We start from the raw sequence: 13,074 nt of genomic DNA, 5'->3' as shown, positions 1-13,074 counted from the left end.
GCTCCCCATTGCTCTCCCACGTGCCCTTGAGCCGACTTTCAGGGCGCGATGTAAGGAATCGCTTAAGATGACGCCTCGCGCCGCCGCTCGCAGAAGCGGGGGCATCCACCGGTTCCTTCATCGTTGTCAAAAGCGCCATGTCCGTCATCGCCGCACCTGCCCACGAACTCACCAAAGCCACCCGACGACGCGCGATCATCGCCGCGACCATCGGCAATGGCCTGGAATGGTTCGATTTCACCGTCTACAGCTTCTTCGCCGTCATCATTGCCAAACTGTTCTTCCCCACCGGCGATGACCTCACCTCGTTCCTGCTGACCGTCGCCACCTTCGGCGTGGGCTTCTTCATGCGTCCGGTCGGCGCCATCGTGCTCGGTGTCTATGCCGACCGCGTGGGCCGCAAGGCGGCGCTGACGCTGACGATCCTGCTGATGGCGCTGGGCACGGCCATCATCGGCCTGGCGCCCACCTACAATTCGATCGGCCTGTGGGCCCCGGCGCTGATCGTCGTGGCCCGGCTGATCCAGGGCTTTTCCGCCGGCGGCGAGGTCGGCGGTGCCACGGCCTTCCTGATCGAGCACGCCCCCGACGAGGAGCGTGGCGCGTACGCCAGCTGGCAGCAGGCCAGCCAGGGCATCTCGTTCATGCTGGGCGCGGCCATGGGCGCGCTGGTGACCAACGGGCTGGACCAGGCGCAGATCGACGCCTGGGGCTGGCGCATCCCGTTCCTGTTCGGCCTGCTGATCGGGCCGGTGGGCATGTACATCCGCTCCCACCTGGAAGAGCCGCCTGAGTTCGAGGCGCGCCGGGCCGAGCGCAATGCCAGCAAGGTCAAGTTCTCGCCGCTGTCACAGGTCCTGCGCGACCATCCGCGCGAGGTGCTGGCCGGCCTGGGCGTGACCATCCTGTGGACGGTCTGCACCTATGTGCTGGTGTTCTACATGCCGTCCTACGCCAAGCAGCAGCTGGGGCTGCCGCTGGGCGCCACGTTCCAGTCCACGGCCATCTGTGGCGCGATCATCCTGGTGCTGTGCCCGCTGATGGGCATGCTGTCCGATCGCGTGGGCCGCAAGCGCATGCTGGGCACCGTGGCGCTGATCATCGGCGCGCTGGCGTACCCGCTGTTCCACTGGCTCAATGTGTCGCCGACCACGGCCACGCTGCTGCAGGTGCAGGTCGTGCTGGGCATCCTGCTGGCCGCTTTCACGGGCCCGGCCCCGGCGGTGCTGGCGGAGCAATTCCCGACCGAGGTGCGCTCCACGGGCCTGTCGCTGGCCTATAACTTCGCCGTGACCATCTTCGGCGGCTTTGCCCCGCTGATCGTCACGTGGCTGATCGAGTCGACGCACAACAAGCTGGCCCCCGCGTACTACGTGATCATCGCCGCGGCCATCAGCTTCGTGGCCCTGGTGTTCATGCACGACCGCACTGGCAAGAAGCTTGCGTAAGCACGCCGTCGCGACCGCAAAAAAGCCAACCCGAGGGTTGGCTTTTTTTATTGCCGCCGGCCGTGAAGTCCGTCAATCCCGCGCGGTCCGGCGGGGAGCCGGGTCTGGCGTTCAGACGTCGTCGCCGGCCTTTACCCCCTTTACCGCCTCGCCGCCCTCTTCGCTTTCGAAGATGTTGATCACATGGCGCGCTTCGAAGCAGACCGGCAGGCCCGGGTTCATCTCGTCGGTGCAGTACGGCTGGTTGTCGAGCTCCCCCCGGTACAGGTTGCCCTCGCGACCCGTGACGATGACCCACATCCGCTCAACATGCACCTCCTCGGCGCCGTCCGCGTCTTCGGTGACGATACGGAAAATCAGCTTGACCTGCTGGCCGGGCTGCAGCGCATCCCGCTGCTCCCGGGAAGGAATCCAGAACGTTTCCGGGTGTTGGGCAGCGATTTCCTCGCCGTCATCGAGCGTCCAGCCGTCGTCTTCCAGTGTTGCCAATTGCATGTCCATTTCCAGCCGTCTCCACCCTTTACGCAAAACCATTTGTCCGGGCATGATCGTAGCAAAAGCGCCAGCGCGCCCGGGGGCACAGCCGGCACTTTCCATCCACTACAAGGAGTTTCAAGGCAATGACAATGTCCGAGTCCGCGTCGCAGCATCGGGACCGCTGCGGCTGGTGCGGCACGATCGAGGATTACTGCCACTACCACGACAACGAATGGGGATTTCCCGTCGACGACGACCGGCGCCTGTTCGAGAAGATCTGCCTGGAGGGCTTTCAGTCCGGATTGAGCTGGCTGACGATCCTGCGCAAGCGCGAGGCCTTCCGCAAGGCGTTTGCCAACTTCGACATCGACAAGGTGGCGCGCTTCACCGACCGTGACGTGGAACGCCTGCTCGGCGACGCCGGCATCATCCGGCACCGCGGCAAGATCGAGGCCGCCATCAACAATGCCAGGCGCGCGCAGGAACTGCTGTCGACCGAGCCATCGCTGGCCGCCTATTTCTGGAAGTTCGAGCCGGACCCGAAAAGCCGGCCGAAGAAGATCACGCCCGAGGCCCTGCGCGAGATGACGACGTCCGCGGAATCGGTGGCGCTGTCGAAAGACTTGAAGAAGCGCGGCTGGAAGTTCGTCGGCCCGACCACGATGTACGCGCTGATGCAGGCCATGGGCCTGGTGAACGACCATCAGGAAGGCTGCTGGGCCCGCGCGGAGGCGTTGCGTGCCCGCAAGGCGTTCAAGGTGCCACGCTAGGGCGCGCCTGGGTGCGAAGCGGTGGCAGGGAATCGTCAACGGTATACGAGGCCGATCCCTCCACCTGCCGTGCCGGATGTCGAGTCATCCACAGGGCATTCCACCCCCGGCAACGGTCTGTATACGTAGTTCAGTATTGTTTACGTATACATCAATAGTAGTAGTAGATAGAGGTGCCGCCTGACCGTGGATAACCGGGTTTTTCCCTTTTGCATCAGCGGTTTGGCGAAAAGACAAGCGCAGGGGCAAGCGGGGTGCGTATACGTGGATAGTTTGGATGGACGTATACGCGGGGCGCCGATAGGTTCAGGTTATCCGTATACATCCCACATGCCACCCCCAGCCGGACCACAGGCTTTTCATGTGGTTGTCCCCAGGTGCCGAAAAGATGTCCACAGGCAACGCGTGCGCATCGCGGTCAAACGCGGCACACTGGCGGATCGCTTGCGCCTTGCGTGGCGCAGTTGCCTGGAGCCGCCGATGGATGCCACGACCTTGTTTCTCTACCTGATCGCCGTTGCCGCCGTGATGGTGACGCCTGGGCCGACGATGCTGCTGGCGCTCAGCAACGGCGCCACGCGCGGTATGCGCGTGGCGTCCTGTGGGATTGCCGGCGCGGCGCTGGCGGACCTGATCCTGATCGGCGCGGTGGGGTGCGGGCTGGGCGCGGTGCTGCAGGCGTCCGAGCAGCTGTTTACGCTGATCAAATGGATCGGCGCGGCCTATCTGCTGTACCTCGCGTGGTCGATGTGGCGCGCGCCAACCCACGCGCTCGTGGCGGCGCCCGGCGCGTCTTCCGCCAGCGGGCGCGCCGCATTCCTGCGGGCACTGTTCGTGGCGCTCTCCAACCCGAAGACCTTGCTGTTTACGTCGGCGTTCGTGCCGCAGTTCGTCCATGCGGACAAGCCGGTGGCCATCCAGTACGTGATCCTGGCCGTCATCGCCGCAGTCATGGATATCGTGATGATGGCCATCTACGCGTTCGGGGGCCGGCACGCGATGCGTACGCTGTCAGCACGCGCCGTGCAATGGATCAATCGCGGTTGCGCGGGCATGCTGGCTTTCCTGGCGGTCGGACTCAGCCTCTACCGGCGCAGCGATCTACGCTGAGGGCGCGTCTGCGCCTGTCGGAGACTGGCCTCGGAGGGCCGCGTCTCGCCCGGCTGGGCCGTCATGCCGGGCGTTCAGGACATTTCCGACATGCCGGGCGTCGGGGCCAACTCGGACGCCGCGGTCGGGCGGGCCGCGACGCGGACCGGATCCACGTGCGTCATGACGTTGAGCACGTCGTCGCGCTGCATGGCCCGGCGGCGCGCCTCCGTGGCGATGGCGTGACCTGCCTCGACGGTCAGGTCAGCCTGGATTTCCAGGTGCACGTCCACCAGCACCATATCGCCCATCTTGCGGGTCTTCAGATCATGCAGGCCCAGCACGCCAGGGGTAGCGAGCATGATATCGCGCAAGTTGGCCACGGTCTCGTCATCGGCGGCACGGTCCATCAGATCCCCGAGGGCGTTCCAGCCGAACTGCAGACCCATCTTCGCCACCATCAGGCCGACGACGATGGCGGCCACCGGGTCCAGCACGTGATAGCCCAGCAGGTTCCCGCCAACGCCAAGTGCCACCACCAGCGAGGACGCCGCATCGGACCGCGCGTGCCAGGCATTGGCCACCAGCATGCTCGACCGCACGCGCTCCGCCACGCGCAGCATGTAGCGGAACAGCAATTCCTTGCCTGCCAGCGCGACCAGCGCCATCCAGAGCGCCACCAGCTTCACGGGCTGGACGCCTTCCGGGTGCTGGATCTTGCCGACGGCGCTCCACAGCATGCCGACGCCAACCGCCAGAAGCAGCGCGCCCAGCGCCAGCGACGCAGCCGTCTCGAACCGCTGATGACCATACGGGTGATCGGTATCGGCATCCTTGTGGCTGTGGTGGCCGGCAAACAGCACCACGAAGTCAGAGATCAGGTCCGACAAGGAATGCATGGCATCCGCGATCAGCGCTTGCGATCCCGCCAGGACGCCGACCACGCCCTGCGCCGCGGTCAGCGCGACGTTGACGACAACGCTGACCAGCGTGCTGCGCCGGCCGGCGATGTGCCGCGCCTCGGCGTTCGTGGTGGTTTCGCCCACCACGGGCGCATCGGATGTTCCGGCCACTTGCCTATCGGGCATAGCGTCCGACGATGCTTTGCCCGCCCAGCGCATGGCCCTTCAGGGCGTCGAGCACTTCCTGACGCGTCATGCCGGGCTGCAGCGCGTTGGGCTCCAGATCGGTGGCGATGACGGTCAGCGTGTAGTGATGCGGCAGGTCGCCGACCGGCGGGCAGGGGCCGCGATAGACGGTATCGCCCCGAATGTTCTTGCCGACCGTGGCGCCCTTGCCCTCGGCCTGCCCTTCGCCCTGCTTCAGTTCATTTCGGCTGGCGGCGATGTTGTAGGCAACCCAGTGCGAGACACCCAGGCCGTTCTGGCCATCGGGGTCGTACAGGAACACGACCACCGAGCGCGCCTTCGGCGGCAGATTCGACCACCCGACCTGCGGCGACACGCCCTTGCCACCGCAGTTGTCGGTGTCGTTGCCGTGGAGCGTGGGAATGGTGCCTCCTTCCAGGAAGGAGGTGGAAGTGACCTCCATGCCGGCGGCATGAGCCAGCGTCGTGGCGGCGAGGAGGGCGGCGGCAGCGGCGAATCTGTATCGAGCAGGCATGCGAGCTCCGATTGGCGCGGATCAACGGGGTTCCGGGCTGGACGGGCCAGTGCCGGACAGGATCGGCTTCTGTTCCCGTCCCACCTTTGGAACAACGATTGACGGGCATAAGCAGATTCCCGGGAATCGTACCGCCAATTTCGGCGCTTGTTGATGTCGGATGGCGGAGGCGTTTGTGCACTGCACCCGGACGCCATGCAAGCGGCCCGGCAAAACGCCCTCAATTTCCCGAGGCCAGCTTGAGTCCGATAACGCCTGTCAGAATCAGAACAATGCAGAGCACCCTCATCGGCGCCGCGGAGTCACCGAGCACGATGATTCCCAGGATCGCAGTACCGGCTGCGCCGATGCCGGTCCAGACCGCGTAGCCCGTCCCCATTGGCAGGGTACGGAGCGAGAGCGAAAGCAGAAAGACACTCGACAAACCGGCGGCGAGTGTCAACAGCGCGGGGATCAATCGCGTGAACCCTGCAGACGACTTCATGGCGAAGGCGAATGCAATTTCGAGAAGGCCGGCGATCCCTAGTAATACCCATGCCATATTTGACAGGTCCCTTCCGTGATTTGAAAAGCGAGGCCCGCCCATAGGGCAGGCACTCGCTCATGGGAGATTTCAAGCCTTTGCAGCAGCGGGGGTCGCGCGGAACGCAACGCCAAATCGGTTGAAGGCGTTCATCAAGCCGATCGCGTAGGTGAGATCGGCAAGCTCCTTGTCGCTGAACTCGGCCGCGGCAGCTTCGTAGTCGGCATCGGAAACGCCGGTTTCGGCGACGCGCGTGACGGTTTCCGCCCAGGCCAGCGCGACCCGCTCGCGGGCGCTGAATACTTCGCCCGCTTCGTGCCACACCGGCACTAATACGAGCTTGTCCACGGCAAGACCGGACTTGAGCAAATCCCGGGAATGCATGTCAATGCAGAATGCGCAGCCGTTGATTTGCGAAACCCTCAGATACACCAGATCGACGAGCTCTTTTGGCAGGCTGCCGTGTTGAAGCGTGCCGTACACACCTCCGAAGGCCTTGTAACCTTCAGGCGATGCCTTGGCGTAATCGATACGAGCGGTCATGACGAATCCTTGATGTTGACTGATGAAGGACGCTATCGTGCCGCTTCTTGGCCTACCCCAGAAGATCCAAGATCGGTCTTGCACATTAGGCCATGATCGCCCCAAGGCGCACATTTGCGATCATGACATCAGCGCCAGGATGCGCCTTCCGAGATTCTCGGCAGTCTCCTCGGAGTCGATATTCGTGAAACCGAGAAGCAAGGCCGAGGCGCCATCGCAATTCGTCGTCCAATCGGTCAACGCTTCGGCGTACAAGCCCTCTTCCCGCATGCGCGCAGCAAGCCGGCGATCTGACTGCTGGCCTTGCAACCGCAAGATCAAATGCATGCCTCCCGGCTGTGAATCGATTTGCATGTGTTTCCCCAGCACGCTTTTCAGGCCTGCTGCAGTGGCTTCCCGACGCTCCGCATAGAGTTTCCGCATCCGTTGAATATGGCGCGCGAAGTGTCCCTCGGTAATGAAGGCCGTGACGATGGCCTGGGTAAGCTGCGGACTGCCCCCTGCCAAAGCCTGACTGATCGTCTCGAATCTCTCGACCTGCGCTTCCGGCACGACGAGATATGCAAGTCGAATGCTCGGAAACAGCACCTTGCTGAAGGTTCCTGCATACAGCACTCGCCCATCGCGATCCAGGCTCTTCAACGCCGCCAAGGGACGGCTGACATACCGATACTCGCCGTCGTAATCGTCCTCGATAATCCATGCGTGATTTCGCGCGGCCCAGTCCAGTAACGCCTGCCGCCGCGTCAGGGACAGCGACACACACAGTGGACTCTGATGCGCAGGCGTGACCACCGCTGCGCGCGCCCGCGGTGCCAGCTTGATGCCGTCGGAAACGACTATCCCCTCCTGGTCTACCGGCACCGGGACTGCCGCAATCTGCATGTGCCCCAGAATTTCTCGCGTCGGCGGGTATCCGGGGTTTTCAAGCCAAACGCGATCGCCCGCCTTCAGCAAGGCATGCGTAATCAACTCGATGGTGTGGCGATATCCCGATGTCACGAATATCTGATGCGGGCCGCAATTGATGCCACGCGAAACCTGGAGATATGCGGCGATCTCGGCGCGCAGCGCCTGCGAGCCGAATACGGACGGATGAACCATGTCTGACGGCTGCATGGCGCGTACACACCGCGCGCCCAGTCGAGCCCAGATCTTTCGGGGAAACATATCGAGGGCAGGCAACCCCATCTGGAACGGCCGGATGGAATCCGGGCGATAACTCGTCGCATCGATGCCGATTTTGGGCGGGGGCGTCGCGGTTGCAATGCGCGATTGCGGCTTGAGGCCCGGTGTCACAATGGTCCCTGCCTGGCCGCGAGCCTGAATGTACCCCTCGGCGGCTAGCAAGGAATATGCAGCCTCGATCGTGCCTCTTGCCAGACCCAACTCTTTCGTCAGCGCCCGTGCCGATGGGATTCGGTCACCCGGCTTCAACACTCCGCTGGTAATAGCGCCACGAAAGCGCTCGTAGATCTGCCGGTAGAAAGGCGCGGCCGCTGCGGGATCCAACGGCGGAATACTGCGGGTCTTTGCCTCGGTCATGGTCTAGTCAACATCGCAGATTGGTTATTGGCGACCATACCATGTCAAGCCGGCGTGGCGGTGCAGGGCAAGCCAGAATGACATGTTCCGAGCGGGCCCGCCAACCCGAATCATGGACCAGGCGCAATTGCCATTCATGGACCTTGGGAACGGGTCATGGGATTCGTAGACTTCCCGGACCTCAATCGAATCCATCGGCCATGACGAGACGTTCAATCAAGACCATCGCTGTATTTTGCGGATCGAACTACGGCGCATCGGAGGCGTTTGCCGAGGGAGCGCGAGCGCTCGGTCAGGCACTGGGGAAAGCGGGAATCACCGTTGTATATGGCGGGACGACAAAAGGCCTGATGGGCGTTGTCGCCGATGCCGCGCTGGCTTCCGGCGGCAACGTCCATGGCGTGGTTACCGAAAGCCTGCACCGGCGCGGGCAATCGCATCCGGGTCTGACCGAACAGGAAATCACGCCGACGTTGCGCAGCCGGAAGGAACGCATGGTCGAGCTTGCCGACGCCTTTATCGCGCTGCCGGGTGGAATTGGGACGATTGAAGAGCTGATGGAGGTATGGACCATGAACCAGCTTTCGGAGATCGACAAACCCGTCGGTCTGTTGAACGCCGCCAGCTTTTTCACGCCGTTTCTGAGGTTCATCGACCATATGATCGACACGAAATTCCTGCCCGCGGCGCATCGGCATTCGATAGTCGTGGATACAGACGCGAGTGCCTTGATCGACAGGCTTCACAGCCATGTATGCGTCGATGTACCCAAATGGCTATAGCGCCGCCACTGGCCTGCCGCCATTCGTTCCGGACGAAAAAAAAGAGCCGACCTAAAGTCGGCTCTTCTTGTCAGGCAGGCATCTCGTGCACTCGTCCAGGAAGCGCATCCTTGCGCGCCGCGCAAAAATATCGTTCCCGTCTCACGTCTTGAATCACGCCCTGATGTTCTGGTGGACCGAAGGAGGATCGAACTCCCGACCTCTGCATTGCGAACGCAGCGCTCTCCCAGCTGAGCTATCGGCCCGTAGCGAAGGATTGTAGCCGAAGATTTTGCCCGCTTTCAATCCGGCCGGGTGCGATGGCGTCCACCCGACACCACACTGCGCCCCCGGACCGCCATCATGCTGCCGTCATGCCGGGATTGCCGTCCATGCCTCGCACGGTCGGCAGGTTCAGTGGGCGGGCGCTGACCTCCTTGCTCTGGCGCAGCCACTGCGCCATCACGTCCCAGATCGGCGGGCCGCCAGTCTTGCTCGCCTCCTCCGATACCGGCGCCCAGCCGGCCACCTTGTAAGTCTTGCTGGCATCGAGAAGCTTGCCGTTCAGGCGCATGTCGGTGATGCGCTGGCCAATGGCCTTGTTGGGGTCGATCGTGTACTGCAACCCGCCCACGCGTACCATGTCCCCGCCCTGCTGGTAGTACGGGTCGGGGTTGAACAGGTTGTCCGCCACGTCCTCCAGGATCGTCTTGATGGTGTCGCCGGTCATCGCCGTCACCGTGGTGTACGGGTACGTGATGGCGGTCTGGTCCATCAGCGCCTCCATCGTGATGTTCTCGCCCGGCATCAGCGTCGTGCCCCAGCGGAAACCCGGCGAGAACGCGATCTCGGCGTCCTGCACCGCCATCAGCCCGTCGAGGATCAACTGGTCGAACGTGCCGTTGAAGTTGCCGCGCCGATACAGCAGGCCGCGGGTGACGGCCAGCACCTCGCCCAGCCTGGCTTCATAGGGCGCGCGCACCTTGGCGATCAGCGCGTTCATGGCCGGGTCGGCCGGCAGGTAGTCGGCGAAGACCGGCAGCAGCTTGTAGCGGAAGTCGCTCACCTTGCCGTTGCGGACGTCGAAGTCCAGCACGCCCAGGAACTTGCCGTTCGATCCCGCATTGGTGACCAGCGTGGTGCCCCCGGGGTTCTTCACCGGCACCGGCGCCGGCATGCCGTCGTGGGTGTGGCCACCCAGGATGGCATCCAGTCCGCGCACGCGCGACGCGAGCTTGAGGTCCACGTCCATGCCGTTGTGCGACAGCAGCACCACCACCTGCGCGCCCTTGCCGCGCGCATCGTCGATCACCTGCTGGAGGTTCTCCTCCTGGATGCCGAAGGTCCAGTCGGGCACCAGGTAGCGCGGGTTGGCGATCGGCGTGTAGGGAAACGCCTGCCCGATGATGGCCACGGCAATGCCGTTGATGTCCCGGATCACGTATGGATCAAACACGGGGTCGCCAAAATCGTTGGTCTTGATGTTCTGGGCCAGGAAGGACACGCGGTCCTTGAAATCCTTGCTGACGATTTCCTTCACGCGATCCGCGCCGAGCGTCATTTCCCAGTGCGGCGTCATCACGTCCACGCCAAGTTGCAGCGCGGCGTCGACCATGTCCTGGCCCCTGGTCCACAGCGCCGTGGCCGAGCCCTGCCAAGTGTCGCCGCCGTCGAGCAGCAGCGCGCCCGGGCGACTGGCCTTCATGCGCTGGACCAGCGTCGACAGATGCGCAAACCCGCCGACCTTGCCATAGCGGCGTGCCGCCTCGGTGAAGTCAAGACAGGTAAAGGCGTGCGCGGCGGCGCTGCCGGGCTGGATGCCGTAGTGGCGCAGGAAGGCGTTGCCAACCAGATGCGGCGGCTTGCCGGCCCATTGCGCGACGCCAAGGTTGACGCTCGGTTCGCGGAAATGCACGGGCCGCAGCTGGGCGTGGCAATCGGTGAAATGCAGCAGGTGGACGTTGCCGAAGCGCGGCACGTCATAGAGTTGCCGTGCGGCGCGCGCGGCCTGGGCCTCGCCGCCGGGGAAGGCCATGCCGCCCGCGCTGGCCACGGCCAGCACTTGCAGGAACTCGCGTCGATTCATGGTCGGGTATCCGTATCGGGTATCCGTTGCGGGCGACGGCTCAAGGCTGGCCGTATCGGGCCAGCGCGGCGACGTCGTCTTCCAGCATTTCGCCCACTTCCTTCTGCACCACGCGGCCGTTGCCGTCGAGCACATACAGTTCGGGCAGGCCCTTGCGTGCGCCCAGCGCATGGCGCAAGGCCGGGGTATCCATCGTCGCCGGGAAGGTGTAGCCGCGCTGTTTCAGGTACGCGGCGGCCACCTGCGGGTCCTTGTCGATACTGATCGTGAGCACCTGCAGCGACGTGCCACGGGCTCGCTCGTAGAGCGATTGCAGGCGCGGGTTCTGCAGCGCGCAGAACGGGCACCACGACGCCCACACCTCGATCACCAGCGGCTTGCCGGCCCATTGCGAGGCGGGCACCGAGCGGCCGTCGAGCAATTGCACCGCTGGCAGGCGGATTACCTCGCCCACCTCGGCGGCACCCACGGACGCCACCAGCCCGGCTGCCAGCGCCAGTGAGGCAACAATGCGCCGGGCCAGCATCGCCCTGCCCTTACTGGTTGACCGGCGATGCCGGATCGAGCAGCAGCGCCATCACGTCGCGGATCTGTGCCTCGGTCAGGATGCCCTTGTGGCCAAAGCGCGGCATGTTGGAACACGCGGCGTACGCGTTGGAGTCCCAGATCTTGCCCCACGTGTACTTGACCACCTGGTCCGAGTTGCCGCGCAGCTTGCCGTATTGGTACAGCGAGGGGCCAATGTTCCCGAACGAGATCTCGGCCTTGGTCATCTGGTGGCAGGCGTAGCAGTTGCCGCCGTTGACGCCGCCCACCTGATCGGTGAACTGCATGCCACGGCCGTTCTGCGCGATCTTCTCGCCTTCCTTCCAGTCGCCGATCCAGTTGTTGTCGGCCGGGTATTTCACCTGGCGCAGTTCGGCGGCTTCGACCTTCTTCGCCACCGGCGCCGGCACCCGGGTACGGTCGGGGTACTGGCTGCAGGTCTTTTGCGTCGCGTCCTGGTTCACCACGCCGTCGACCGTCGCCGGCCCCTTGGACGTGAAGGAGCCTTCGATCATCTGGCGAACGTCGGCGTCACTGACCGCAGGCGTGACGGCCTTGGCGGCCTTCGTTGCGCGTGCCGGCCTGGCGGCATCCTGCGCCAGGGCCTGCGTGCCGATGCCGGCGAACGTCATGGCCGCGACCAGCGCCATCGTATGGAGTCGATTCATGTTGTGCTCTCCCGTGCCTCAGCGCTTCATGTTGGGGCCGTCGTACGTGCCGCCGTTCGCGTTCTTCGCCAGGAACATCGCCAGGGCGGTAATCACGTCGGAGCCATAGGCCGGTTCGGGAAAGCGCTGCTGGCGCAGGCAGTCATAGAGGCGGTGCTGCATCGAGCGAACCTCACCCTGCGACACGCGGTACGCGGGCCAGGTGGTGTAGGCCGCTTGCGCGCCCTTTTCGGTCAGCAGGTTCGGCAGGTCCTGCAAGCGGATGCGCTGGCCATCCACGGCATGGCAGGTCGCGCAGGCAAAGTCATACGCGCCGCCACGGTAGAAGAACATCTTCTGGCCCAGCGCATAGACCCGTTTTTCCTCGGGATGCGTCAACTGGACGTTCATTTTCACACCGCGCGATTCGCCCGTCAGGTACGACACCAGTCGTTCGATGTCCGACGGCTTGCCGGAGGACGAGAACGGGTTCTTCGTCGCCTCTTCCTGCGTCAGCCCCTGCAGCGTCACCCGGCACCAGGCCAGCCGCTGCTCCAGGTCCATCACCTTGTTGGCGTCTTTGAAGTAGCGCGGCAGTTCCGCGTACGCGCCCTTGGTCACGCCGGGGCCCTTGCCCAGGTCGCACTGTTCGAGCGATACGTTCTTGGGGCCGGCCGGCTTCTTCCACAGTTCCTCGCCGGCGGCTTCCCACAGTTCGGCGGGATTGCCTTCGGCTAGCATCTGGCGGTACTTGGCGATTTCCTCGGCGGTGCTGCCTTGCGCCAATGCCGGCGCGGAGACCGAGACGCTGACTGCCGCAGCGGCGACGACAGCCAGTGCCGTGATGGCGGGCACGGTGGCGCCGCGCAGGCGACGACGGGTGATGCGCATGGGGGCTTCTCCTCGCAATCTCGCCGCACAGGCGCGACGGATCGCTTTGTACTCGAGTCCGGCCAGGGGCTCGCGGCCGGACTTCGGGGGAACGACGATCAGATGAAGATCAGGCGATCAGGGCC

At 64.2% G+C, this 13,074-nt stretch carries 14 protein-coding genes and 1 tRNA gene; 4 read left to right on the top strand and 11 right to left on the bottom strand.

Going from position 1 to position 13,074, the window contains the following annotated elements; all coding sequences use genetic code 11:
- Nucleotides 1-137 precede the first annotated feature (137 nt).
- Nucleotides 138-1,448 carry an MFS transporter gene (locus AC1DOX_RS12705; protein WP_441621122.1) on the top strand — a complete coding sequence of 437 codons (1,311 nt, stop codon included), beginning with the start codon at nucleotides 138-140 and terminating at the stop codon, nucleotides 1,446-1,448.
- A gap of 111 nt (nucleotides 1,449-1,559) precedes the next feature.
- On the opposite strand, the gene AC1DOX_RS12700 is transcribed toward AC1DOX_RS12705, so the two are convergent.
- Complete coding sequence (locus tag AC1DOX_RS12700) at nucleotides 1,560-1,949, bottom strand: DUF2314 domain-containing protein (RefSeq protein ID WP_441621120.1); 390 nt, start codon at nucleotides 1,947-1,949, stop codon at nucleotides 1,560-1,562.
- A gap of 119 nt (nucleotides 1,950-2,068) precedes the next feature.
- On the opposite strand from AC1DOX_RS12700, the gene AC1DOX_RS12695 reads away from it, so the two are divergent.
- Together AC1DOX_RS12695 and AC1DOX_RS12690 are read left to right on the top strand one after the other, a co-directional pair.
- Complete coding sequence (locus tag AC1DOX_RS12695) at nucleotides 2,069-2,695, top strand: DNA-3-methyladenine glycosylase I (protein ID WP_441621118.1); 627 nt, start codon at nucleotides 2,069-2,071, stop codon at nucleotides 2,693-2,695.
- Between the two features lie 480 nt (nucleotides 2,696-3,175).
- Nucleotides 3,176-3,805 (top strand): LysE family translocator, encoded by a 630-nt coding sequence (locus AC1DOX_RS12690; protein WP_441621116.1) that lies wholly within the window; start codon nucleotides 3,176-3,178, stop codon nucleotides 3,803-3,805.
- Nucleotides 3,806-3,879: 74 nt separating this feature from the next.
- On the opposite strand, the gene AC1DOX_RS12685 is transcribed toward AC1DOX_RS12690, so the two are convergent.
- The 5 genes from AC1DOX_RS12685 to pdxR form a co-directional block, all read right to left on the bottom strand.
- Nucleotides 3,880-4,872, bottom strand: coding sequence for a cation diffusion facilitator family transporter (locus tag AC1DOX_RS12685; RefSeq protein WP_441621114.1), 993 nt, complete (start codon nucleotides 4,870-4,872; stop codon nucleotides 3,880-3,882).
- Nucleotides 4,862-5,407 carry a YbhB/YbcL family Raf kinase inhibitor-like protein gene (locus AC1DOX_RS12680; RefSeq protein ID WP_255371312.1) on the bottom strand — a complete coding sequence of 182 codons (546 nt, stop codon included), beginning with the start codon at nucleotides 5,405-5,407 and terminating at the stop codon, nucleotides 4,862-4,864. The genes AC1DOX_RS12685 and AC1DOX_RS12680 overlap by 11 nt, the downstream gene beginning before the upstream one ends.
- Before the next feature lie 220 nt (nucleotides 5,408-5,627).
- The gene (locus tag AC1DOX_RS12675) at nucleotides 5,628-5,948 is read right to left on the bottom strand and encodes a DMT family transporter (protein WP_441621111.1); all 321 of its coding nucleotides are present in this window, start codon (nucleotides 5,946-5,948) and stop codon (nucleotides 5,628-5,630) included.
- Nucleotides 5,949-6,020: 72 nt separating this feature from the next.
- On the bottom strand, nucleotides 6,021-6,473 hold the full coding sequence (locus tag AC1DOX_RS12670) for a carboxymuconolactone decarboxylase family protein (RefSeq protein ID WP_441621109.1): 453 nt from the start codon (nucleotides 6,471-6,473) through the stop codon (nucleotides 6,021-6,023).
- Between the two features lie 120 nt (nucleotides 6,474-6,593).
- The gene (gene pdxR, locus AC1DOX_RS12665) at nucleotides 6,594-8,018 is read right to left on the bottom strand and encodes a MocR-like pyridoxine biosynthesis transcription factor PdxR (RefSeq protein WP_477101291.1); all 1,425 of its coding nucleotides are present in this window, start codon (nucleotides 8,016-8,018) and stop codon (nucleotides 6,594-6,596) included.
- Between the two features lie 200 nt (nucleotides 8,019-8,218).
- Here pdxR and AC1DOX_RS12660 point away from each other — a divergent pair, with 200 nt between their 5' ends.
- Nucleotides 8,219-8,800 (top strand): LOG family protein, encoded by a 582-nt coding sequence (locus tag AC1DOX_RS12660; RefSeq protein WP_441621105.1) that lies wholly within the window; start codon nucleotides 8,219-8,221, stop codon nucleotides 8,798-8,800.
- Between the two features lie 169 nt (nucleotides 8,801-8,969).
- Here AC1DOX_RS12660 and AC1DOX_RS12655 read toward each other — a convergent pair.
- From AC1DOX_RS12655 to soxA, 5 genes are all read right to left on the bottom strand, one after another.
- Nucleotides 8,970-9,045: transfer RNA gene (locus tag AC1DOX_RS12655), tRNA-Ala, on the bottom strand.
- A gap of 95 nt (nucleotides 9,046-9,140) precedes the next feature.
- Nucleotides 9,141-10,865, bottom strand: a complete 1,725-nt coding sequence (gene soxB / locus AC1DOX_RS12650; RefSeq protein ID WP_441621103.1) for a thiosulfohydrolase SoxB — start codon at nucleotides 10,863-10,865, stop codon at nucleotides 9,141-9,143.
- A 40-nt stretch (nucleotides 10,866-10,905) separates the two neighbouring features.
- A complete protein-coding gene (locus AC1DOX_RS12645; protein ID WP_441621101.1) occupies nucleotides 10,906-11,391 on the bottom strand; it encodes a TlpA family protein disulfide reductase in 486 nt (161 codons plus the stop codon).
- Nucleotides 11,392-11,401: 10 nt separating this feature from the next.
- On the bottom strand, nucleotides 11,402-12,079 hold the full coding sequence (gene soxX / locus AC1DOX_RS12640; RefSeq protein ID WP_441621099.1) for a sulfur oxidation c-type cytochrome SoxX: 678 nt from the start codon (nucleotides 12,077-12,079) through the stop codon (nucleotides 11,402-11,404).
- 18 nt (nucleotides 12,080-12,097) lie between these two features.
- On the bottom strand, nucleotides 12,098-12,949 hold the full coding sequence (soxA, locus tag AC1DOX_RS12635) for a sulfur oxidation c-type cytochrome SoxA (protein WP_441621097.1): 852 nt from the start codon (nucleotides 12,947-12,949) through the stop codon (nucleotides 12,098-12,100).
- Nucleotides 12,950-13,074: the final 125 nt, after the last annotated feature.

Source organism: Cupriavidus sp. 01L415, from assembly GCF_056400065.1.
This window is presented reverse-complemented; position numbering and strand designations above follow the sequence as displayed.

Coding starts and splice junctions, on each gene's coding strand:
- AC1DOX_RS12705 (WP_441621122.1), top strand. CDS start 138: ATGTCCGTCATCGCCGCACCTGCCCACGAACTCACCAAAGCCACCCGA.
- AC1DOX_RS12700 (WP_441621120.1), bottom strand. CDS start 1,949: ATGGACATGCAATTGGCAACACTGGAAGACGACGGCTGGACGCTCGAT.
- AC1DOX_RS12695 (WP_441621118.1), top strand. CDS start 2,069: ATGACAATGTCCGAGTCCGCGTCGCAGCATCGGGACCGCTGCGGCTGG.
- AC1DOX_RS12690 (WP_441621116.1), top strand. CDS start 3,176: ATGGATGCCACGACCTTGTTTCTCTACCTGATCGCCGTTGCCGCCGTG.
- AC1DOX_RS12685 (WP_441621114.1), bottom strand. CDS start 4,872: ATGCCCGATAGGCAAGTGGCCGGAACATCCGATGCGCCCGTGGTGGGC.
- AC1DOX_RS12680 (WP_255371312.1), bottom strand. CDS start 5,407: ATGCCTGCTCGATACAGATTCGCCGCTGCCGCCGCCCTCCTCGCCGCC.
- AC1DOX_RS12675 (WP_441621111.1), bottom strand. CDS start 5,948: ATGGCATGGGTATTACTAGGGATCGCCGGCCTTCTCGAAATTGCATTC.
- AC1DOX_RS12670 (WP_441621109.1), bottom strand. CDS start 6,473: ATGACCGCTCGTATCGATTACGCCAAGGCATCGCCTGAAGGTTACAAG.
- pdxR (WP_477101291.1), bottom strand. CDS start 8,018: ATGACCGAGGCAAAGACCCGCAGTATTCCGCCGTTGGATCCCGCAGCG.
- AC1DOX_RS12660 (WP_441621105.1), top strand. CDS start 8,219: ATGACGAGACGTTCAATCAAGACCATCGCTGTATTTTGCGGATCGAAC.
- soxB (WP_441621103.1), bottom strand. CDS start 10,865: ATGAATCGACGCGAGTTCCTGCAAGTGCTGGCCGTGGCCAGCGCGGGC.
- AC1DOX_RS12645 (WP_441621101.1), bottom strand. CDS start 11,391: ATGCTGGCCCGGCGCATTGTTGCCTCACTGGCGCTGGCAGCCGGGCTG.
- soxX (WP_441621099.1), bottom strand. CDS start 12,079: ATGAATCGACTCCATACGATGGCGCTGGTCGCGGCCATGACGTTCGCC.
- soxA (WP_441621097.1), bottom strand. CDS start 12,949: ATGCGCATCACCCGTCGTCGCCTGCGCGGCGCCACCGTGCCCGCCATC.